Source organism: Comamonas antarctica (assembly GCF_013363755.1).
Classification (GTDB): Bacteria; Pseudomonadota; Gammaproteobacteria; order Burkholderiales; family Burkholderiaceae_C; genus Comamonas; species Comamonas antarctica.
The window spans coordinates 518,060-537,510 of the sequence record NZ_CP054841.1 but is presented as its reverse complement, the minus strand read 5'-3'; the positions used below and the strand labels follow the sequence as shown (position 1 = coordinate 537,510).

General features: G+C 69.1%; 15 protein-coding genes. 10 read left to right on the top strand and 5 right to left on the bottom strand.

Annotation, left to right across the window (positions count from 1 at the left end; translation table 11 throughout):
- Window positions 1-41: 41 nt before the first annotated feature.
- From acnA to HUK68_RS21755, 4 genes are all read left to right on the top strand, one after another.
- A complete protein-coding gene (gene acnA, locus HUK68_RS21770) occupies window positions 42-2,675 on the top strand; it encodes an aconitate hydratase AcnA (RefSeq protein WP_175506328.1) in 2,634 nt (877 codons plus the stop codon).
- Between the two features lie 29 nt (window positions 2,676-2,704).
- A complete protein-coding gene (locus tag HUK68_RS21765) occupies window positions 2,705-3,601 on the top strand; it encodes a GntR family transcriptional regulator (RefSeq protein WP_175506327.1) in 897 nt (298 codons plus the stop codon).
- Window positions 3,602-3,612: 11 nt separating this feature from the next.
- Window positions 3,613-4,356, top strand: coding sequence for an ABC transporter substrate-binding protein (locus tag HUK68_RS21760; RefSeq protein WP_175506326.1), 744 nt, complete (start codon window positions 3,613-3,615; stop codon window positions 4,354-4,356).
- Window positions 4,357-4,425: 69 nt separating this feature from the next.
- Window positions 4,426-5,610 carry an MFS transporter gene (locus HUK68_RS21755; protein ID WP_244146385.1) on the top strand — a complete coding sequence of 395 codons (1,185 nt, stop codon included), beginning with the start codon at window positions 4,426-4,428 and terminating at the stop codon, window positions 5,608-5,610.
- Window positions 5,611-5,641: 31 nt separating this feature from the next.
- Here the strand turns inward: HUK68_RS21755 and gorA are convergent, their stop codons facing one another.
- Window positions 5,642-7,048: a glutathione-disulfide reductase gene (gene gorA / locus HUK68_RS21750; RefSeq protein WP_175506325.1), complete on the bottom strand. Its 1,407-nt coding sequence runs from the start codon at window positions 7,046-7,048 to the stop codon at window positions 5,642-5,644.
- A 323-nt stretch (window positions 7,049-7,371) separates the two neighbouring features.
- Here gorA and HUK68_RS21745 point away from each other — a divergent pair, with 323 nt between their 5' ends.
- The 3 genes from HUK68_RS21745 to HUK68_RS21735 are packed head-to-tail and all read left to right on the top strand — an operon-like array spanning window position 7,372 to window position 12,055.
- Window positions 7,372-8,577: an efflux RND transporter periplasmic adaptor subunit gene (locus tag HUK68_RS21745; protein ID WP_175506324.1), complete on the top strand. Its 1,206-nt coding sequence runs from the start codon at window positions 7,372-7,374 to the stop codon at window positions 8,575-8,577.
- Between the two features lie 14 nt (window positions 8,578-8,591).
- Entirely contained in the window at window positions 8,592-10,583 is a 1,992-nt protein-coding gene (locus tag HUK68_RS21740) for a MacB family efflux pump subunit (protein WP_434082470.1), read from the top strand.
- Between the two features lie 8 nt (window positions 10,584-10,591).
- Window positions 10,592-12,055: an efflux transporter outer membrane subunit gene (locus tag HUK68_RS21735; RefSeq protein WP_175506323.1), complete on the top strand. Its 1,464-nt coding sequence runs from the start codon at window positions 10,592-10,594 to the stop codon at window positions 12,053-12,055.
- On the opposite strand, the gene HUK68_RS21730 is transcribed toward HUK68_RS21735, so the two are convergent.
- Window positions 12,006-12,989, bottom strand: a complete 984-nt coding sequence (locus HUK68_RS21730) for a LysR family transcriptional regulator (RefSeq protein ID WP_175506322.1) — start codon at window positions 12,987-12,989, stop codon at window positions 12,006-12,008. The two genes, HUK68_RS21735 and HUK68_RS21730, sit on opposite strands and share 50 nt — an antisense overlap.
- A gap of 91 nt (window positions 12,990-13,080) precedes the next feature.
- Here HUK68_RS21730 and HUK68_RS21725 point away from each other — a divergent pair, with 91 nt between their 5' ends.
- The 3 genes from HUK68_RS21725 to HUK68_RS21715 all read left to right on the top strand — a co-directional run bounded on the left by HUK68_RS21725 (window position 13,081) and on the right by HUK68_RS21715 (window position 16,081).
- The gene (locus tag HUK68_RS21725; protein ID WP_175506321.1) at window positions 13,081-13,926 is read left to right on the top strand and encodes a fumarylacetoacetate hydrolase family protein; all 846 of its coding nucleotides are present in this window, start codon (window positions 13,081-13,083) and stop codon (window positions 13,924-13,926) included.
- A 10-nt stretch (window positions 13,927-13,936) separates the two neighbouring features.
- Window positions 13,937-14,689, top strand: coding sequence for an SDR family NAD(P)-dependent oxidoreductase (locus HUK68_RS21720; RefSeq protein ID WP_175506320.1), 753 nt, complete (start codon window positions 13,937-13,939; stop codon window positions 14,687-14,689).
- Window positions 14,690-14,755: 66 nt separating this feature from the next.
- Window positions 14,756-16,081, top strand: coding sequence for an MFS transporter (locus tag HUK68_RS21715; RefSeq protein WP_175506319.1), 1,326 nt, complete (start codon window positions 14,756-14,758; stop codon window positions 16,079-16,081).
- 58 nt (window positions 16,082-16,139) lie between these two features.
- On the opposite strand, the gene HUK68_RS21710 is transcribed toward HUK68_RS21715, so the two are convergent.
- The 3 genes from HUK68_RS21710 to HUK68_RS21700 form a co-directional block, all read right to left on the bottom strand.
- Window positions 16,140-17,402, bottom strand: a complete 1,263-nt coding sequence (locus HUK68_RS21710; protein ID WP_175506318.1) for a putative Na+/H+ antiporter — start codon at window positions 17,400-17,402, stop codon at window positions 16,140-16,142.
- Window positions 17,403-17,500: 98 nt separating this feature from the next.
- Complete coding sequence (locus tag HUK68_RS21705) at window positions 17,501-18,499, bottom strand: aldo/keto reductase (protein ID WP_175506317.1); 999 nt, start codon at window positions 18,497-18,499, stop codon at window positions 17,501-17,503.
- 201 nt (window positions 18,500-18,700) lie between these two features.
- Window positions 18,701-19,207, bottom strand: a complete 507-nt coding sequence (locus HUK68_RS21700) for a YciE/YciF ferroxidase family protein (RefSeq protein WP_175506316.1) — start codon at window positions 19,205-19,207, stop codon at window positions 18,701-18,703.
- Between the last annotated feature and the right edge of the window lie 244 nt (window positions 19,208-19,451).

Sequence of the window (19,451 nt, the reverse complement as noted above, 5' to 3'; positions counted from 1 at the left end):
CTGGTTTGCATTTTATGCACGGTAAATGCAAAATACGACTCATGGAAAACACCGAGATCCCCGTGCTGGCGCTGCGCGCCAATGGCATTGCCTACCAGGCCACCGATCTGCATGGCATCGCCGGCACGCAGCTGGCGCAGATGCCCGTGGTGCTGCGCCTGCTGCTGGAAAACGCCGCGCGCAACATGGCGGGCAGCGAGCGCGCGGCCGCGATCGCGGCGCTGCTGGCCTGGACCCAGACCGGCAGCAGCGAAGCCGAAATCGCCTACCAGCCGGGCCGGGTGCTGATGCACGACACCACCAGCACGCCGGCGTTGGTCGATCTGGCCGCGATGCGCAGCACGCTGGCCGAGGCCGGCGTGGACCCGTCGGTGCTCAATTCGAGCCTGCCGGTCGATGTCTCGGTCGACCACTCGCTGGCCGTCGAGGCATTCGCGCGGCCCGATGCGCCGCAGCGCAACATGGAATTCGAGATCCGGCGCAATGCCGAGCGCTATGGCTTCCTGCAGTGGGCGTCGAAGGTGCTGCAGGGTGTGCGCATCCACCCGCCAGGCACGGGCATCATGCATACCGTCAACCTCGAGCAACTGGCCACGGTGGTCACGACCGAGCAGCGCGCGGGCCAGGACTGGCTGGTGCCGGACATGATGATCGGCACCGACAGCCACACGCCGATGATCAACGGCATTGGCGTGCTGGGCTGGGGCGTGGGCGGCCTCGAGGCGCAGACGGTGATGTTCGGCCTGCCGACCATGCTGCGCATTCCCGAGGTGATCGGCGTGCGCCTGTCCGGCCGGCTGCGCCCGGGCGTGCTGGCCACCGACCTGGCGCTCACCGTGACCAGCCGGCTGCGCGCCATCGGCGTGTCGGGCGAATTTGTCGAGTTCTTTGGCCCCGGCGTGGCGACGCTGACCGCGGGCGACCGCGCCGTCGTGGCCAACATGGCGCCGGAATATGGCGCGACCACGGGATTCTTTCCCGTCGATGAGGCGACGCTCGACTATCTGCGCACGACGGGGCGCAGCGCCGAGGCCATCGAGCGCGTGCGCGTGCTGACCCAGGCCATCGGCCTGTGGTTCGATCCCGCCGCCACGCCGCGCTTCACGCGCAGCATCGATGTCGACCTGGACAGCATTGGCATGCATGTCGCCGGCCCGCGCCGGCCGCAGGATCTGCGTGGCTTTGGCGAAACCGCCGAGTTGCTCAAGGCCCTGGATTTCCAGCCCAAGGGCCGTGCCGGCGGGATGCCGCGCCATCCGATCGTCATTGCCGCCATCACCAGCTGCACCAATACCTCGGACCCGCGGCTGCTGGTCGCGGCCGGGCTGGTGGCGCGCAAGGCGCGCGCGCTGGGTTTGAAAGTGCCGTCCTGGGTCAAGACCTCGACCGGCCCGGGCTCGCCCGCGGCCGCCGACTATCTGGCGCGCGCCGGGCTCACCGAAGACCTGTCGGCCGTGGGTTTCGATATCGTTGGCTATGGCTGCACGACCTGCATCGGCAATCCGGGCCAGCTGCTGCCCGCAGTCCAGGCGGCCATGGCCGCGGGCGCGATCCACCCGGTGGCCGTACTGTCGGGCAACCGCAACTTCGCGGGCCGCGTGCATCCCGATCTCGACCTGGGCTTTCTGATGTCGCCGCCGCTGGTGATTGCGTTTGCGCTGGCCGGCAACGCCGAGGTCGACCTGCGCGTCGATCCGATCCAGGTCACGCCCGCAGGCCGCGAGGTCTTCCTGCACGACCTCTGGCCTACGCCCGAGGAGATCGAGGCCTGGCTGTCCGCATCGCAGGATCCCGCCGACTACCGCCGCGCATTCCAGATCGCCACCTGGAATCCGCTGTGGCACCAACTGCCCGCGCCCAGCACGCCGCTCTATCCCTGGGCGCCGCAGTCCACCGCGCTGCGCCGCCCGCCGTTCGCCGACCTGGGCGAGGGCAGCCTGCTGGGGCAATTCAGCGCCTATCCCTTGCTGGTCGTGGGCGACGACATCACCACCGACCATATCTCGCCGGCCAGCGCGATTCCGCGCGACAGCCTGGTGGCGGACTTCCTGGTCGAGCGCGGCGACGACCGGGGCGACCTGAATGTGTTTGCCTCGCGCCGTGGCAACTGGGAGGTCATGGTGCGCGGCGCCTTCCACAGCAAGACGCTGAAGAACCTGCTCGCGCCCGGGGTGCCGGTGGCGCACACGCTCCATGTGCCCAGCGGCGCGGTCATGCCGCTGTATGACGCGGCGCGGCGCTATGCGGCCGAGGGCGACTCCGTGGTGCTGGTCGCGGGCGAGCGCTATGGCACGGGTTCGTCGCGCGACTGGGCGGCCAAGGGCCAGCGCCTGCTGGGCATCCGCAGCGTGCTGGCCAACAGCTTCGAGCGCATCCACCGCTCGAACCTGATCGGCATGGGCATCCTGCCGCTGCGCTTTCCTGCGGGCGTCACGCCGTTATCGCTGCAGCTGGCGCCGGGCGACCGCATTGCCGTGGAGGCGCTGCCCGACGCCATCGAGCCGCGCTGCGCCGTGCCGGTGCGCATCCTGCGCGCCCATGGCGGCAGTGAGCAACTGACGGCGACGGCCGCCGTGGAAACCCAGCTTGAAGTCGCGCTGCTGCGTGCCGGCGGCGTCATTCCTTCGACGCTGCAGCGCATGCTGGCCGAACATCGCGAGCAGATGGCTGCGTAATGTTCGCGTTGCATGGACAATCCGCTTCCATGCGGACTGAACCCACCATTGCCACCCAGATCCTGGAATTGATCCAGACCGAGGGCCTGCCCGTGGGCAGCCACCTGCCGGCGCAACTGCTCGCCGACCGCCTGCGCGTGTCGCGCTCGCCGATCAACGAGGCGCTGGCGCTGCTCGCCGAAAAGCAGATCCTGCGGCGCGAGGCCAACCGCGGCTATTTTCTTGCCGAACCGGTGCAGCTGCCGGCCAAGGACCTGGCCGAGAAGCTGGGCATCGACGAGACCAATGTCGTGGCCGATGTCTACTTCCGCATTGCCGACGACCGGCTGCGCGGGCTGCTGCCCAGCGACTTCAAGGAAACCGAGATCCGCCAGCGCTACGGCCTCACGCCGGCGCAGCTGGGCAGCGTGATGGCGCGCATCGCCAGCGAAGGCTGGGCCGAGAAGAAGCCCGGCTACGGCTGGACGTTTTCCGCGATGCTGACCACGGCCGACAGCCTGCTGCAGTCCTACCGGCTGCGGCTCGCGCTCGAGCCCGCGGCGCTGCTCGAGCCCGGCTATCGCCTCGCGCCCGAAGTCATCGAGCGCTGCCGCGCGGCCGAGCGGCATTTGCTGCAGGGCGGCATTGCCACCGACAGCGCCGCGGCGCTGCACGAGCGCGGCGTGCGCTTCCACGAGTCGCTGGTCGAAGGCTCGGGCAATCCGTTTTTCATCGACACCATCCGGCGCGTGAACCGCGTGCGCCGGCTGCTGTCCTACCGCTCGATGCAGGAGCGCTCGCGCTACCGCGAGCACTGCGAACAACACCTGCAATTGCTGGACCTGCTCGAGCGCGGACGCAACGACGAAGCCGCGCAGGCCATGCATGTGCATCTGTCGAGCACGCTGCGCAACCTCGAGAAGATCAGCGCCATTCTCAAACCCTGAACCGCCACACCATGCACATCGCTCCCGACCTCCTGCAAGCCTTCGCGCCCACCGGCGTGCTGCGCGCCTCCATCAACCTGGGCAATCCGATTCTGGCGCACCGCAACGCGCAGAGCGGGGAAGTGGGCGGCGTGTCGGTCGATCTGGCGCGCGCGTTCGGCGAACGGCTGGGCGTGCCGGTGGAGCTGGTCGTGTTCGATGCCGCGGGCAAGTCGGTCGAGGCCGTCACCGCCGAGCAGGCCGATATCGGCTTCTTTGCCATCGACCCGCTGCGCGGCCAGGGCATACGCTTTACCGCGCCCTATGTGCTGATCGAGGGCGCCTACCTGGTGCGCGAGGCCTCGCCGCTGCAGGCCAATGAACAGGTCGACCAGCCCGGCACGCGCGTCACGGTGGGCAAGGGCAGCGCCTACGACCTCTATCTGAGCCGCGAACTGCGCCAGGCAACGATAGAGCGCGCGCCGACCTCGCCGGCGGTGGTCGATACCTTTGTCGCCACGAATGCCGATGTCGCCGCGGGCGTCAAGCAGCAGTTGCAAGCCGATGCGCGGCGCATTGGCGGATTGCGCCTCTTGCCCGGGCGCTTCATGCTGATCCAGCAGGCGATGGGTGTACCCACCCGCCGCGGCGAAGCCGCTGCGGCGCTGCTGCACGCGTTTGTCGAGGAGCGCAAGCAAAGCGGGTTTGTCGCCGCGGCGCTCAAGCGCCATGGCATCGAAGGCGCGAGCGTCGCGCCCGCCGAAGCGCGCGCCTGACACCTCTTTCCCGCTGGCCGCGGCGCCCGCCGGCGCGGGCTGGCCCTGCGCTCTTTCGGATTGCCTCCCGTGAACGATTTTTCCTTTCGCAAGATCGCGCTGGCCGCGTTTGGCCCGGCGCTGCTGTTTGGCATTGGCGACGGCGCCATCCTGCCGGTCGTCGTGCTGCTGGCGCGCGAGCTCGGCGCGTCGATTCCCATGGCGGCGCTGGCCGTGACGCTGATCAGCATTGGCTGCGTGCTCAACAATATCCCGGCCTCGCTGCTGATCGCGCGCTGGGGCGAGCGCGCGGCCATTGTCACGGCCGGGCTGTGGAGCGCGCTGGGCATGGCGGTGTGCTTTTTCGCCACGCATTACGGCGTGTTTGCCCTCGGCTGCTTCATGATGGGCATGTCGCAGGCCATCTACAACCTGGCGCGCCAGAGCTACATGACCGAGGTGGTGCCGCTGAGCCACCGCGCGCGCGCGCTGTCGGCGCTGGGCGGCGTGGTGCGCATCGGCAGCTTCATCGGGCCGTTCCTGAGCGCCGCGGTGATCCACTTCCACGGCCTGTCCTCGGCGTTTGCGGTGGGCATCGTCGCGGTGCTGTCCGCCGCGGCGCTGGGCGCGCGCATTCCGGACCTGCCCGACCACCCGCGCCACCAGGCCGCGCAGTCCGGCAAGCGCGTCTCGCTGCTGTCGACCTTTGCCGACCACCGCCGGATTTTCCTCACGCTGGGCCTGGCCATCCTGCTGGTGGGCGCGGTGCGCGCCGCGCGCAGCGTGGTGCTGCCGCTGTGGGCGGACCACCTGGGCCTGGCGCCCACCGCGGCCTCGCTGCTGTTCGGCCTGGCCGGCGCCATCGAGACGCTGGTGTTCTACCCCGCCGGCAAGGTAATGGACACCCGGGGCCGGCGCGCGGTCGCGCTGCCCGCCATGCTGATCATGGGCGCGGGCATGCTGCTGATGCCGCTCACGGGCAGCTTCGCGGCGCTGGTGCTGGTGGCGATGCTGATCGGCTTTGGCAACGGCATCAGCTCGGGCATGAACATGACGCTGGGCGCCGACCACGCGCCGGTGCAGGGCCGCTCCTATTTCCTGGGCGTCTGGCGCCTGCTGGCCGACATCGGCGCCACGGCCGGGCCGGCACTGCTGTCGCTGATCGTTTCCGCGACCACGCTGGCCACGGGCATCGCCTTCATGGGCGCGGTGGCGGCGCTGGCGGCGGCCCTGCTGCACCGCTTCATTCCGGCGCGGGCCGCGCCGCCGCGGTAGCGCCCCAGGACGCAGGCTTGCGCCTGCAGCATCAGCCCGCTGGCGCCGCCTTCACCGGCTCGCGCATGGTGACGAACTCCTCGGCGGCCGTGGGGTGGATGCCGATGGTGCTGTCGAAAATCGCCTTGGTGGCGCCGGCCTTCATCGCCACGGCAAAGCCCTGCACGATTTCGCCGGCCTCGGCGCCCACCATGTGCAGGCCGACCACGCGGTCGGTCGCGGTCTCGACCACCAGCTTCATCAGCGTGCGCTCCGAGCTGCCCGACAGCGTGTGCCGGAGCGCCTTGAATTCGCTGCGGAAGATGGTCACGTCGCCAAACATCTGCCGGGCCTGCGACTCGCTGTGGCCCACGGTGCCGATGCTCGGATGGGTGAACACCGCCGTGGGAATGAAGTCGTAGTTCATGCTGCGCGCGGGCTTGCCCGCGGCCGGGCCGAACAGCTGGTCGACGACGACCATGGCTTCGGCCAGCGCCACCGGCGTCAGCTGCACGCGGCTGGTGACATCGCCCACGGCATAGACCGAGGGAATGCTGGTCTGGTAGCGCTCATCGACCAGCACCGCGCCATTCTTGCCGATGGCCACGCCGGCGGTCTCGAGGCCCAGGCCCTGGGTCAGCGGCACGCGGCCGGTGGCGTAGAGCACGGCGTCGGCCTGCAGTTCATTGCCGTCCTGCAGCTTCACCTGCAGGCCCTCGGACGTGCGCGTGATTGCCGCGACATCGGCGTTCAGGCGCAGGTCGACGCCGGTCTTGCCCATTTCCTTGGCGACGAATTCGCGGATCTCGTCGTCGAAGCCGCGCAGCACCTGTTCGCCGCGGTACAGCTGCGTGACCCGCGCGCCCAGGCCGTTGAAGATCGAGGCGAACTCGCAGGCGATATAGCCGCCGCCGACCACCAGCAGGCGCTTGGGAAACGGCTCCAGGTCGAAGATCGCATTCGAGTCGATGACATGCTCGCCGCCGTCGATCTCGGGCCGGAACGGCGTGCCGCCGGTGGCGATCAGGATGTGCTTGGCGGTGAAGCGCCGCTCCTCGCTGCCTGCGGCGCCGCGCAGCACCACCGCGTGCGGGCCATCGAGGCGCGCAAAGGCATCGAACACCTCGACCCCGACACCCGTCAGCAGATGGCCGTAGATGCTGTTGAGGCGCGCGATCTCGCGTGCGCGGTTGGCCTTGAGCGTGCCCCAATTCAGCACCGGCGCGGCGCCCTCCCAGCCAAAGCCATGCGACTCCTCGAAGGACTCGGCGTAATGCGCGGCATAGCTGTAGAGCTTCTTGGGAATGCAGCCGACGTTGACGCAGGTGCCGCCCAGGCCGCTTTCGCCCTGCATCTCCGCCAGCGCCACGCGTGCGCCGCGCTGCGCGGCCATGCGCGCGGCACGCACGCCGCCGCTGCCGCCACCGATTACAAACAGGTCAAAGTCATGGGCATTCATTGGGCTGGACATTCAGATAGGTTGGAGAGGCAGGATCGCGCCTGGCCGGATCGAAGCATTATCGGCCCGCAGACGAGGGGCCCATGCGCCAGCGTCTTACGCAGGCCGGGGCGAGACCAGTCCAGGTTTACCCTAGAATCATTGCAGCCCGGTGCAGGCGCTGCCTGCACCCCGCTCCCCACCCCAGTGCCTCAGCATGAGGCCGCATGCCACGGACTGCCGACAGGTCCGGACATGCATCCGGTCAACCGCTCGGACCCGGCAGCCTGCCGGTACCGGCTTCGTCGCGTGGCATCACGGGCCACCCTTGAACCGCACCCTCCATGCCCATCTCCAAGAAAACCTCCAAGCGCATCGGCATCGCCCTGGTGCTGGCCGCCGCGGCGGCCGCCTTCGTCAAGTGGCAGTTCTTTCCCGCCAAGCCGCCCGGCAGTTTCATCTCCGCGCCGGCCGCCACCGGCGATCTCGAGGACACGGTGCTGGCCAGCGGCACGCTGCAGGCCTTCAAGCAGGTCAGCGTCGGCGCGCAGGTGTCTGGCCAGATCCAGTCGCTGAAGGTGGCGCTGGGCGACAACGTCAAGCAAGGCCAGCTGATCGCCGAAATCGACTCCATGACGCAGCAGAACACGGTGCGCAACGCCGAGGCCGCGCTCGCCACGGCGCGCGCCAACCTGCGTGCGCGCCAGGCCTCGCTGTCGCAGGTGGAGCAGGCCTACAAGCGCCAGCAGCAGCTGCGCGCGGCCGATGCGGGCCCGCAGTCCGAACTCGAAAGCGCCGAGGCCACCTACCGCGCGACGCTGGCCGAGATCGACGCGCTGCAGGCGCAGCTGCGCCAGGCGGAAATTGCCGCCGACACCGCCAAGGTCAACCTGGGCTATACGCGCATCGTCGCGCCCATGGACGGCCAGGTGGTGGCGGTGGTGACGCAGGAGGGCCAGACCGTCAACGCCAACCAGGCCGCGCCGACCATCATCAAGCTGGCCAAGGTCGACTCGATGACCGTCAAGGCGCAGATCTCCGAGGCCGATGTGGTGCGCGTCCAGCCCGGCCAGAAGGTCTACTTCACCATCCTGGGCGAGCCTGAGCAACGCTACGCGGCAACGCTGCGCGCGGTCGAGCCCGCGCCGGACTCGATCCTCACCGAGACCACGGCAGCCAGCACCGCGGCCAGCAGCGCCACGGCCACGGCGGTCTACTACAACGGCCTGTTCGACGTGCCCAATCCCGACGGCAAGCTGCGCATCTCGATGACCGCGCAGGTGTACATCGTGCGTGCCGAGGCCAAGGGGGTGGTGACCATACCATCGGCCGCGCTGGGCGAGCGCCATGCCGACGGCAGCACCACGCTGCGCGTGCTCGACGCCGCGGGCAACGCCCAGCCGCGCCAGGTCAGGGTCGGGCTCAACAACAACGTCACGGCCGAGATCACCGAAGGGCTGGCCGCGGGCGAGCAGGTGGTGCTGGGCGACGCCGCGGCCGCGCCCGCGGCCAGGCGCGGCGGCATGCCGGGCGGCCCGCCGCCGCGATGAGGGGAGCGCAGGCCATGCGATCCGAGATGAATACGGCCGCTTCGGGCGGGGCGCTGCTGGAAATCCGCGGCGTGACGCGCGAGTTTCCCGCGGGCGACCAGATGCTCGCAGTGCTCAAGGACATCGACCTCACGGTGCAGGCCGGCGAGATGGTGGCCATCGTCGGCCAGTCCGGTTCGGGCAAATCGACGCTGATGAACATCCTGGGCTGCCTGGACACGCCCACACGCGGCAGCTACCGCGTTGCCGGGCGCGAGACGCGCGAACTCCTGCCCGACGAGCTGGCCGAGCTGCGGCGCGAGCACTTCGGCTTCATCTTCCAGCGCTACCACCTGCTGTCGGACCTCACGGCGCAGGGCAATGTCGAGGTGCCGGCGGTATATGCGGGCCGCACGCGGGCGCAGCGCCATGCGCGTTCGGCCGCGCTGCTCGAGCGCCTGGGCCTGGGCGAGCGCATGCACCACACGCCGGGCAAGCTCTCGGGCGGGCAGCAGCAGCGCGTGTCGATCGCGCGCGCGCTGATGAACGGCGGCAGCGTGATCCTGGCCGACGAGCCGACGGGCGCGCTCGACACGCAGTCGGGCGCCGAGGTCATGAAGATCCTCGAGGAGCTGCATGCCGAGGGCCACACGGTGATCATCGTCACGCACGACATGGGCGTGGCCGCGCATGCCGAGCGCGTGATCGAGATCCGCGACGGCGTGATCGTCGGCGACACGCGCCGCGAGCATGCCGCCGCGCCCCGCCAGCGCGCCTTGCCCGCCGCGGGCGCCCCGGCCACCGGCCTGGCGGCGCGCGTGTCGGCCTTTGGCGACCGCTTCCGCGAAGCCTTCCACATGGCGCTGCTGGCGATGAACGCGCACCGGCTGCGCACCTTCCTCACCATGCTGGGCATCATCATCGGCATCGCCTCGGTGGTGTCGGTGGTGGCGCTGGGCACGGGGGCGCAAAAGAAGGTGCTGTCGGACATCAGCGCCATCGGCACCAACACCATCGAGGTGTTCTCGGGCGCGGGCTTCGGCGACGTGCGCGCGGCGGCGGTACGCACGCTGGTGCCCAGCGACGCCGAGGCGCTCGCCGCCCAGCCCTATGTCGACAGCGTCACGCCCAATGTCAGCACGGCCACGCGCTTTCGCTGGCGCAACGTGGAGCTCACCGGCACGGTGAACGGCGTGGGCGAACAGTACTTCCGCGTCAAGGCGGTGAAGCTGGCGCAGGGCAGCGTGTTCGAGCGCGACGCGGTGCAGCAGCTGCAGCAGGTCGCGGTGATCGACGACAACACCCGCGCCAAGCTGTTCCCGAACCTGGCCAACCCGGTGGGCGAGGTGCTGCTGCTGGGCAGCGTGCCGGTGCGCGTGATCGGCGTCGCGGCCAAGAGCGAGAACGCCTTCGGCAACTCCGAGGCGCTCAACGTCTGGGTGCCCTACACCACGGCCATGGGCCGCATCGTCGGGCAGAACTACCTGCGCAGCATCACCGTGCGCGTGTCCGACAGCGCGCCCATGGCCGCGGCCGAGCAGGGCATCAACCAGCTGCTCAAGACGCGCCACGGCCGCGAGGACTTCTATGTGCTCAACACCGACAGCATCCGCCAGACCATAGAGAACACCACGCAGACGCTGACGCTGCTGGTGGCCTCGATCGCGGTGATCTCGCTGATGGTCGGCGGCATCGGCGTGATGAACATCATGCTGGTGTCGGTGACCGAGCGCACGCGCGAGATCGGCGTGCGCATGGCCGTGGGCGCGCGCCAGGGCGACATCCAGCAGCAGTTCCTGATCGAGGCGGTGCTGGTGTGCCTGCTCGGCGGCGCCCTGGGCATCGGCATCGCGCTGGGACTGGGGGCGCTGATCACCAGCCTGGTGCCGGCCGTGCCGCTGGCGTTCTCCACCAGCTCCATGTTCTGGGCGTTTGCCTGCTCGACGCTGATCGGCGTGGTGTTCGGCTTCCTGCCGGCGCGCAGCGCGGCCCGCCTCAACCCCATCGATGCGCTGGCGCGCGAATGACGAACGAGATGAGCAAGAATCGCATCCCTGCAATCGAGGCCCTGCGGCTGGCGCCGATGGCTTTGGCCCTGCTGCTGGCCGGCTGCGCCGGCACGCATTCGGCTTACGAGACACCGGCCGCCGTGCTGCCCGCCGCCTGGCAGCAGCAGCCGCAACCCGCCCAGGCGACAGCGCTGCCCGAACGCTGGTGGCGCCAGTTCAACGACCCGGCGCTGGACCAGTTGGTGGAAACCGCGCTGGCGCGCAACAACGACCTCGGGGCCGCGGCCTGGCGCGTGCGCCAGGCGCAGCTGCAGGCCGGCATTGCCGCCACGGCGCTCGCGCCCACGCTGTCGGGCAGCGTGAGCAGCAATGCCTCGCGCCGGCTCGAAGGCAGCGGCAACGCCACGGCGCGCAGCAGCGGCGCGACGCTGGCGGCCAGCTACGAGCTCGATCTATGGGGCCGCGTGGCGCGCACGCGCGACGCCGCCGAATGGTCGGCGCGCGCCAGCGCCGAGGACCTTGAAGCCACGGCCCAGGCCCTGGCTGGCACGGCCGCCGGGCTGTACTGGCAACTGGGCTATCTGCAGCTGCGCCTGGCCAGCAGCCAGGAGAGCCTGGCCTATTCGCTGCGCACGCAGCAGCTGGTGCGCGCGCAATACGCGGCTGGCGCGGTGTCGGCGCTGGAGCTGCGCGAGGCCGAGCAGACCGTGGCCGGACAGCGCGCGGTGATGGCGCAACTGGAGCAGCAGCGCGTGGAAACACGCAATGCGATTGCCGTGCTGCTCGATGCGCCGCCGGGCGATGCGACGCTCGTGCGGCTGCTGCCGCAGCCCGCGCAGCACCTGCCCGAGGGCGCGCTGCCGGCCGTGGCCGCGGGCGTGCCGGCCGCGCTGCTGGCGCGCCGGCCCGACCTGCGCGCGGCCGAGGCGCGGCTGCGCAGTGTTCTTGCGAGCGGCGACGCCACGCGCGCGAGCTACTACCCGTCGCTCACGCTCACCGGCCAGCTCGGCACCTCCAGCACGGCGCTGCTGAATCTGCTGTCGAATCCCGTGGCCGCGCTGGGCGCGGGGCTGAACCTGCCGTTCCTGCGCCAGCGCGAAATGCAGCTGTCGGGCGAGCTGGCCAGCGCGCAGTACGCCGAAGCGGTGGTGAACTTCCGCCAGACGCTCTACGCCGCGCTGGCCGATGTCGAGAACGCGCTGTCGGCGCGCAGCCAGCAGGCGCAGCAGGGCGAGCAACTGGCGCTGCAGCTGGCGGCGGCGCGCGAGGCCGAGCGGCTCTATGAAGTGCGCTACCGCACCGGCGCCTCGGCGCTGCGCCTGTGGCTCGATGCCCAGGAGCGCCGCCGCGCCGCCGAACTGGCGCTGCAGCAGAACCGGCTTGATCAGCTGAACGCGCTGGCCACGCTGTACCGCGTGCTGGGCGGCGGCGTGCCGGTCGTCACGCCGGATTCCGTCCTGCCGCCGCCTGCCGGCGAATACAGTCCATGAGCGCCGCCACGGCGGGCGGCTGCACGGCGCCGGCGCGCGTGACGATGCCATAGGGCTCGGCGCTGGCGTTGACGCGCAAATCCAGCCGCGCGACCGTGCCGCGCGCCGCGAAGAACTCCAGCGTCTCCAGCGACATCAGCGCCACCATTTGCGGGCTCTTGTTGAGCAGCAAGGCCGTGGCAAAGGTCGAGGCGGTCTCCACCGGCGTGCACTCCAGCGCCACGCCATTGCTCGCGGCTTCGCGCTCGAGCAGCGTGCGCAGCGGCATGTGGCCGGGAAACAGGATCCACGGGTACTGCACCACCTGCTGCCAGCGCACATCGCGGGTCCGGCTCAGGGCATGCATGGGCGACACGGCCACCGCGACTTCCTCGTCGTGCAGCCATTCGAAGTGAAACAGATCGGTGCGCCTGGCGACCGAGGTACGGCACAGCGCCAGGTCGAGCAGGCCGCTTTGCAGGCCTTCGAGCAGGTCGGCGCTGGTGCCTTCCTGCAGCTCCACGGTGACCTCGGGGTGCAACTGCTGGAAGGCAATCAGCGCGTTCGCCAGCACCGCCGCCAGCGCCCCGGCAATGGTGCCGACGGCAATGCGCAGTCCCGAGGTCCGCGACAGGTTCAGCAGCTCCTGGTGCATGTGCGACAGGCTCGACAGCATCAGCCGCGCATAGCGGATCGCGCAGCAGCCCATCTCGGTCGGCACCAGACCCTGGTGCGTGCGCGCGAACAGCGCCACGCCCATCGCCTCCTCGATCTCCTTGAGCGCCTTGCTCACGCCGGGCTGTGACATGTGCAGCAGCGCCGCTGCCTGGTGCACCGAGCCCATGTCCTCGATGGCGATCAGCAGCTTGAGCTGCTTGAACTTGAGCCGTCCGCCCATCGCATGCAGGCTGGCGAGCTGGGGATTGTCCTGATCGGGTTTGTCTGGAGATTCCATTGTGTTGTCTGCGCGGCCTGTTTTGCATCGGCCGCCGCCTGCGCGGCTTCTAAACTGCGTTCCATCCCAATGAAGCTGATGGAGACGCCTGATGAAATTGTTGCGCTACGGACCCGAGGGTGCCGAGAAGCCCGGAGTCCTGGACCAGGACGGCCGGATCCGGGACATTTCCCGCCTGACCGCCGACGTGGACGGCCCGTTCCTCGCCAGCCCGGCTTTCGCCCAGCTGCAGGCCACGGACCTGGCCACGCTGCCGCTGGTCGAGGGCCAGCCGCGCCTGGGCGCGTGCGTCGGCCGGATCGGCAAGTTTATCTGCATCGGCCTGAACTACGCCGACCACGCCGCCGAATCGAACATGCCGATTCCGCAGGAGCCGGTGGTCTTCAACAAGTGGACTTCGGCCGTGGTCGGGCCCAACGACGAGGTGCGCATTCCGCGCGGCTCGGTCAAGACCGACTGGGAAGTCGAGCTGGGCGTGGTGATCGGCAAGACCGCTTCGTATATCGACGCAGCCCAGGCCATGGAGCATGTCGCGGGCTACTGCGTGGTCAACGATGTCTCCGAGCGCGCCTACCAGATCGAGCGCGGCGGCACCTGGGACAAGGGCAAGGGCTGCGATACCTTCGGCCCCACGGGCCCGTGGCTGGTCAGCAAGGACGAGATTGCCGATCCGCACCAGCTGCGCCTGTGGCTCGAAGTCGACGGCAAGCGCTACCAGGACGGCAGCACCGCCACGATGATCTTCAAGGTGCCTGAAATCATTGCCTACCTCAGCAACTTCATGACGCTGTACCCCGGCGACGTGATCTCCACCGGCACGCCGCCCGGAGTCGGCATGGGCGTCAAGCCCGAGCCGGTCTACCTGCGCGCGGGCCAGACCATGCGCCTGGGCATCGACGGCCTGGGCGAGCAACAGCAACGCGTCGTTGCCGCCTGAGGAGATTGCCATGAACCAATACGATTTCGCCGGCAAGGTGGCCGTGGTCACGGGCGGTGCCCAGGGCATCGGCCTGTGCGTGGCGCAGCGCCTGCTCAAGGGCGGCGCCGCCGTGGCCCTCTGGGACCGCGACCCGGCCGCGCTGCACGCCGCGCAGCAGGCGCTGCAAGGGCAGGGCGCGGTGCACACCGTGGTTGCCGACATCACCGACCTGGCCAGCGTGGAACAGGCCGCGGCCGAGACCGCGGCCGCGCTGGGGCCGGTCTCCATCCTGGTCAACAGCGCCGGCATCGCCGGCGCCAATGCGCCCACCGTGGACTATTCCGAGGCCGAGTGGGAGCAGGTGCTCAAGGTGAACCTGAACGGCACCTTCAACGTCAACAAGGTGCTGGTCAGGGGCATGCTCGACCACGGCTATGGCCGGGTCGTGAACGTGGCCTCGATCGCCGGCAAGGAGGGCAACCCCAATGCCTGCGCCTACAGCGCCTCCAAGGCCGGCGTGATCGCGCTCACCAAGAGCATCGGCAAGGAAACCGCGGGCCACGACATCGCCGTCAACGCCATCACGCCCGCCGCGGCCAAGACCAGGATCTTCGACCAGATGTCGCAGCAGCACATCGACTACATGCTGTCGAAGATCCCGCGCGGGCGCTTCGTGCAGGTCGACGAGATCGCCTCGCTGGTCGGCTGGCTGGTGAGCGCCGAGAACTCGTTCACCACCGGCGCGGTGTTCGATCTGTCCGGCGGGCGCGCCACCTACTGAGGCGCCAGCCACGCCACCACGGCGCCGCCGCAGCGCGGCGCCGCATACCAATAAAAGGAGACAAGCATGAGCACTGCACTGCACATGGAGAGTGGGTTGGACATCGGGGAGGCATCGCGCGAGAAGCAGATCTACACCAAGGTCTTCTGGCGCTTCATTCCCTTGCTGGTGATCTGCTGGGTGATGGCTTACCTCGACCGCGTGAACATCAGCTTCGCCAAGCTGCAGATGCAAAGCGAGCTCGGGTTCTCGGACGCGGTCTACGGGCTGGGCGCGAGCATCTTCTTCATCGGCTACTTCCTGTTCGAGGTGCCGAGCAACATGATCCTGCGCCGGGTCGGCGCCCGGGTCTGGATCATGCGCATCATGGTCACCTGGGGCATTGCCTCGGCCTGCACCATGTTCGTCACCAGCGAGATGGGCTTTTACTTCATCCGCTTCCTGGTGGGTGCGCTCGAGGCCGGCTTCGTGCCGGGCGCGCTGTACTACTTCACCAAGTGGTTTCCCGCCCAGCGCCGGGGCCGCATCAACACCATCTTCATGTCCGGCATTGCGTTTTGCGGCGTGATCGGCGGGCCGATCTCGGGCGGCATCATGAAGTTCACCGACGGTGCGATGGGCCTGCATGGCTGGCAGTGGCTGTTCCTGCTCGAAGGCATTCCCTCGATCATCCTCGGCATCATCGTCTGGTTCCATCTCGACGACGAGATCGCGCACGCCAAATGGCTCAGCGCCGGCGACAGGAAGTTCTGGAGCGGCCTGGTCGAGCGCGATGCCAAGGAAGCCGACACGCACAACTTCGCCGCCGCGCTGCGCGAGCCGGCCACCTATACGCTGTCGCTGATCTACATGTGCCTGGCCGGCGGCATCTACGGCCTGGTGTTCTGGATGCCGCAGCTGATCAAGACCGCGGGCACGCAGGACACCTTCGCCATCGGCCTGATCTCCGCCATCCCGTATCTGGTGGCCGGCGTGGTGATGATCCTGCTGGGCCGCAATTCCGACCGTACCGGCGAGCGCCGCTGGCACCTCGCGCTCACCGCCCTGGCCGGAGGCATCGGCTACTTCATCTGCGGCATGTACAGCGCGCACACCACGGCCTTGCTGGTCGGGCTGACGATTGCCGCGACCGGCGTGATCTCGGCCATCGGCCTGTTCTGGGTGTTTCCGCAGCGCTTCCTCACCGGCATGGCGGCGGCGGCGGGGATTGCGCTGATCAACTCGATCGGCCAGCTCGGCGGCCTGATCAGCCCGTATATGGTCGGCAAGGTCAAGGATGTGACCGGCAGCGCCTCGATGGGCCTGTATGCGCTGGCCGCGGCGCTGGTGGTGAGCTGCATCATCATTGCCTGGGGCCTGCCGCAGCGCTATTACGTGCGCACCAAGCTGTGAGGCAGAGCGGGCCGCGGCGCGGCGGAAATTTTTAGCCGCTAAAAATTTGCCGCGCCGCTCAGAGCCACAGGAACGCCGCCGCGGCCACCGCCGTCGGCCCGAGCGCTCCGAGCAGCAAGCCCACCGCGCCCACGGTTTCATCGGCAAACCCGCGCTTGAGCAAGGCCACGCCCGCCGGATTCGGGGCGTTGGCAATCACGGTGAGGCCGCCGCCCGCGACCGCGCCGGCCACCAGCAGGTACTTGGACTGGTCCGGGATGCCGATGATCAGCGAGCCCAGATAGGTCAGCGCGGCGTTGTCGGTGATGGCCGTGAGCCCGATCGCGCCGACAAACAGCGCCAGCGGCTCGAGCCCCGAGACAATGGGCTGCAGCCACCATTGCTGCATGCCGCCCAGCACCACCAGCCCCGCCAGGAAGAAACCCACCAGCAGGGCTTCCTTGAGGATCAGCGGGCTCTGGTGGCGCGCGTAGGCCTGGGTGAAGCCCAGGAACATCAGGAACAGGCCGAGAAACAGCACCGGATGGTGCGCGAGCGCCACGACCGCGGCGAGCAGCGCCAGGTGCACGGCCACCACCGGCCACGGCACATGCGCTTCCTCGGGCAATGCGTCCTTGCCCGGCAATCCCGCGCGCAGGTGCCGGCGCAGCACCCAGGTCGCGAGCGTGGCGTTGACCAGCACCGCCAGCGCGGCCTTCCAGCCAAAGGTGGCGAACATGAAGGCGCTGTCCCACTGCCAGGTGGCGGCCACCATCAGCACCGGCGGCGCGGCATAGGAGGTCAGCGTGCCGCCAATCGAGACATTCACGAACAGCACGCCCAGGGCCAGGTATTTGAGCGCCTCGGGCACCTGGCGCCGGAAGATCTGCGGCGCCAGCATCAGCGCGGCCAGCGTCATGGCCGCAGGCTCGGTGATCAGCGAGCCCAGCAGGGGCACGCCGGCCAGGCCGAGCCAGGCGGCGGCCAGCGGCGTTGGCAGCGGCAGCCAGCGCGCCAGCCTGTTGACCAGCGTCATCACCGTCACCAGCACCGGCCGGGCGGCGGCCATCACCATCACCACGAACACAAACAGCGGCTCGGTGTAGTTGCGCGACTCCGCATACTGCACGGCCGCGCCGCCGCCCTGGCCCAGGGCCAGCAAGCCGATCAGCACGATGGCCCAGAAGCCAAAGACCACCTCGACCTCGCCGAGCAGGTGGAACAGGCCCGCATGGCGCGGAAAACGGTGGGAAAGGCGCTCGAACTGCTTGGCGCAGAAGGTGTGGAGCAGGGCTGCGGCAAAGACAGCTGCCGCCACCGATTCAATGGGGAAAGAAAACATGCGGGCGTAATGAAGCCGCGCGGCGGCCCGACCTGCGCGATTCCCTGAGGCACCCCCATGGCGCCCCACCCAGCATGGATTCTAAGCCACGCCTGGACTCAGCGCGTTTCCATGCCGACAAACCCCGCATCGGGATAGCGCGCGCCGGCCACGCGCCCGGGGTCGAACAGCGCATCGAGCTGCGCCAGCTCCTGTGGCGCCAGCTGCACGTCCACGGCGGCGACATTGCTTTCAAGCCAGGCAATGCGCCGCGTGCCCGGAATCGGGATCACCTGCGGGTACTTGCACAGCAGCCAGGCCAGCGCGACCTGGGAACTGGTGATGCCGCGCGCGGCCGCGAACTCGGCGAGCGCCGCGACCAGCTGGCGGTTGCTTTCGCCCGCCGCGCCCGTGAAGCGCGGATTGTTGCGGCGGAAATCGTTGCCCGCGAGCTGCTCGACCTGCAGCGTGCCGGTCAGAAACGCGCGCCCCAGCGGGCTGTAGGCGACAAAGGCCGTGCCCAGCTCGGCGCAGGCCGCGAGCATGCCGTTCTCGGGCGCGCGGCTCCACAGCGACAGCTCGCTTTGCAGCGCGGCCACCGGGTGCACCGCGTGCGCGCGCCGCAGCGTGTCCTCGGAGACCTCGGACAAGCCGATCGCGCCCACCTTGCCCGCGCGCACCAGCTCGCCCAGCACGCCCACCACCTCCTCGATCGGCACCGCGGGGTCGCGGCGGTGGCAGTAGTAGAGATCGATCTGCTCGACGCCGAGCCGGCGCAGCGAATCCTCGCAGGCGTGGCGGAGATAGGCCGGCGAGTTGTCGATGCGCCGCTCGTAGCTGCCTTCGGCGCGCACGATGCCGAACTTGGTGGCCAGCACCATCTGCGCGCGCCGCGCGGCGCCGCCCTCGGCAATGAAGCGTCCCAGCAGCGCCTCGTTGCGGCCGAGGCCATAGGTGTCGGCGGTGTCGAACAGCGACACGCCCAGCTCCAGCGCGCGCGCCAGCGTGCGCAGCGAGGCCGCGTCATCGCTGTCGCCGTAGAACTCGCTCATTCCCATGCATCCCAGTCCGATCGCCGAAGTGACCGGACCCGAGGACCCCAACTTGCGCTGCTGCATCGGCAAACTCCTTGGCCGCGCCCGGTCCACAGCGCGCCATCTGGATGATGACGGCTGGTGGGCGCAGTCGACTGTCGCACAGGCGCCGGCCGGCCGCCCCCCCGGGATTTCCCATTGCCGGCGCGCAGCCCGCCGGCTTGTGCCGCCGGCCTTTGCGGCCAGCGTCTCGCGCCTGCGCGCTGCGGGTCGCCGCAGGCCGGCTTACTTCTTCTGGCCCACCAGGGCGGCATCTTCGATGGCCGCGGCCTGGCCCAGCTTGCCGAGCTTTTCGTCGGTGGCCTTCTCTTCGGCCAGCGAGGCCTGCAGCAGCGGCAGCGCGGCGTCATAGCCGAGCTTGCCGGCCAGCGTGATCAAGGTGGTGTAGCTGGCGATCTCGTAGTGCTCGACCTTCTGGGCGGCGCCGATCAGCGCGACGTCAAGCACCGGCCCCTTGTCGATCTCCTCGATCAAGTCCTTGCCTTCCTCCACCAGGCCTTCCATGGCGGCGCACTTGATGCGCTTGAGCTTGAGGTTGAGCAGCTCGACGATCTCGTCGATGCGCTCCACCTGGCCGCGCGTTTCTTCGAGATGGTCGAGAAAGGCCTGCGCGAGCTGCGCGTCGGCCGCGGCGCGCGCCATTTTCGGCAGCGAGCGCGTCATCTGCTTTTCCGCGCTGTAGGTGTCCGAAAGTTCGTGGAGAAAAAGATCTGCGACGGTTTTGACGGCCATGGCGAACTCCTGTGTGGAAAATTGCGATGCTGAATGCAGGCGCTGGTCGCAGGCGTCGGACAACACGCAATTTGCCCGCCAATCCCTTGCCATGCAGTGCGGCGCGCGCGGGCCCGGCGCATTCCTTATGCATAATTTCCGACAAATCGACTATCAGCCCGCTTGCGGCGATGGATTGGCTCTGGGAAAGAGCCAAGACTGCACTGGCTTCACCTTTTTGCATGAACACTGTACCTATGAGCTT

Bases quoted from the DNA above. Each gene is read 5' to 3' on its own strand.
- HUK68_RS21745 (WP_175506324.1), top strand. From the start codon at position 7,372: ATGCCCATCTCCAAGAAAACCTCCAAGCGCATCGGCATCGCCCTGGTG.
- HUK68_RS21700 (WP_175506316.1), bottom strand. From the start codon at position 19,207: ATGGCCGTCAAAACCGTCGCAGATCTTTTTCTCCACGAACTTTCGGAC.
- HUK68_RS21735 (WP_175506323.1), top strand. From the start codon at position 10,592: ATGAGCAAGAATCGCATCCCTGCAATCGAGGCCCTGCGGCTGGCGCCG.
- acnA (WP_175506328.1), top strand. From the start codon at position 42: ATGGAAAACACCGAGATCCCCGTGCTGGCGCTGCGCGCCAATGGCATT.
- HUK68_RS21740 (WP_434082470.1), top strand. From the start codon at position 8,592: ATGCGATCCGAGATGAATACGGCCGCTTCGGGCGGGGCGCTGCTGGAA.
- HUK68_RS21765 (WP_175506327.1), top strand. From the start codon at position 2,705: ATGCGGACTGAACCCACCATTGCCACCCAGATCCTGGAATTGATCCAG.
- HUK68_RS21760 (WP_175506326.1), top strand. From the start codon at position 3,613: ATGCACATCGCTCCCGACCTCCTGCAAGCCTTCGCGCCCACCGGCGTG.
- gorA (WP_175506325.1), bottom strand. From the start codon at position 7,048: ATGAATGCCCATGACTTTGACCTGTTTGTAATCGGTGGCGGCAGCGGC.
- HUK68_RS21705 (WP_175506317.1), bottom strand. From the start codon at position 18,499: ATGCAGCAGCGCAAGTTGGGGTCCTCGGGTCCGGTCACTTCGGCGATC.
- HUK68_RS21710 (WP_175506318.1), bottom strand. From the start codon at position 17,402: ATGTTTTCTTTCCCCATTGAATCGGTGGCGGCAGCTGTCTTTGCCGCA.
- HUK68_RS21725 (WP_175506321.1), top strand. From the start codon at position 13,081: ATGAAATTGTTGCGCTACGGACCCGAGGGTGCCGAGAAGCCCGGAGTC.
- HUK68_RS21730 (WP_175506322.1), bottom strand. From the start codon at position 12,989: ATGGAATCTCCAGACAAACCCGATCAGGACAATCCCCAGCTCGCCAGC.
- HUK68_RS21715 (WP_175506319.1), top strand. From the start codon at position 14,756: ATGAGCACTGCACTGCACATGGAGAGTGGGTTGGACATCGGGGAGGCA.
- HUK68_RS21720 (WP_175506320.1), top strand. From the start codon at position 13,937: ATGAACCAATACGATTTCGCCGGCAAGGTGGCCGTGGTCACGGGCGGT.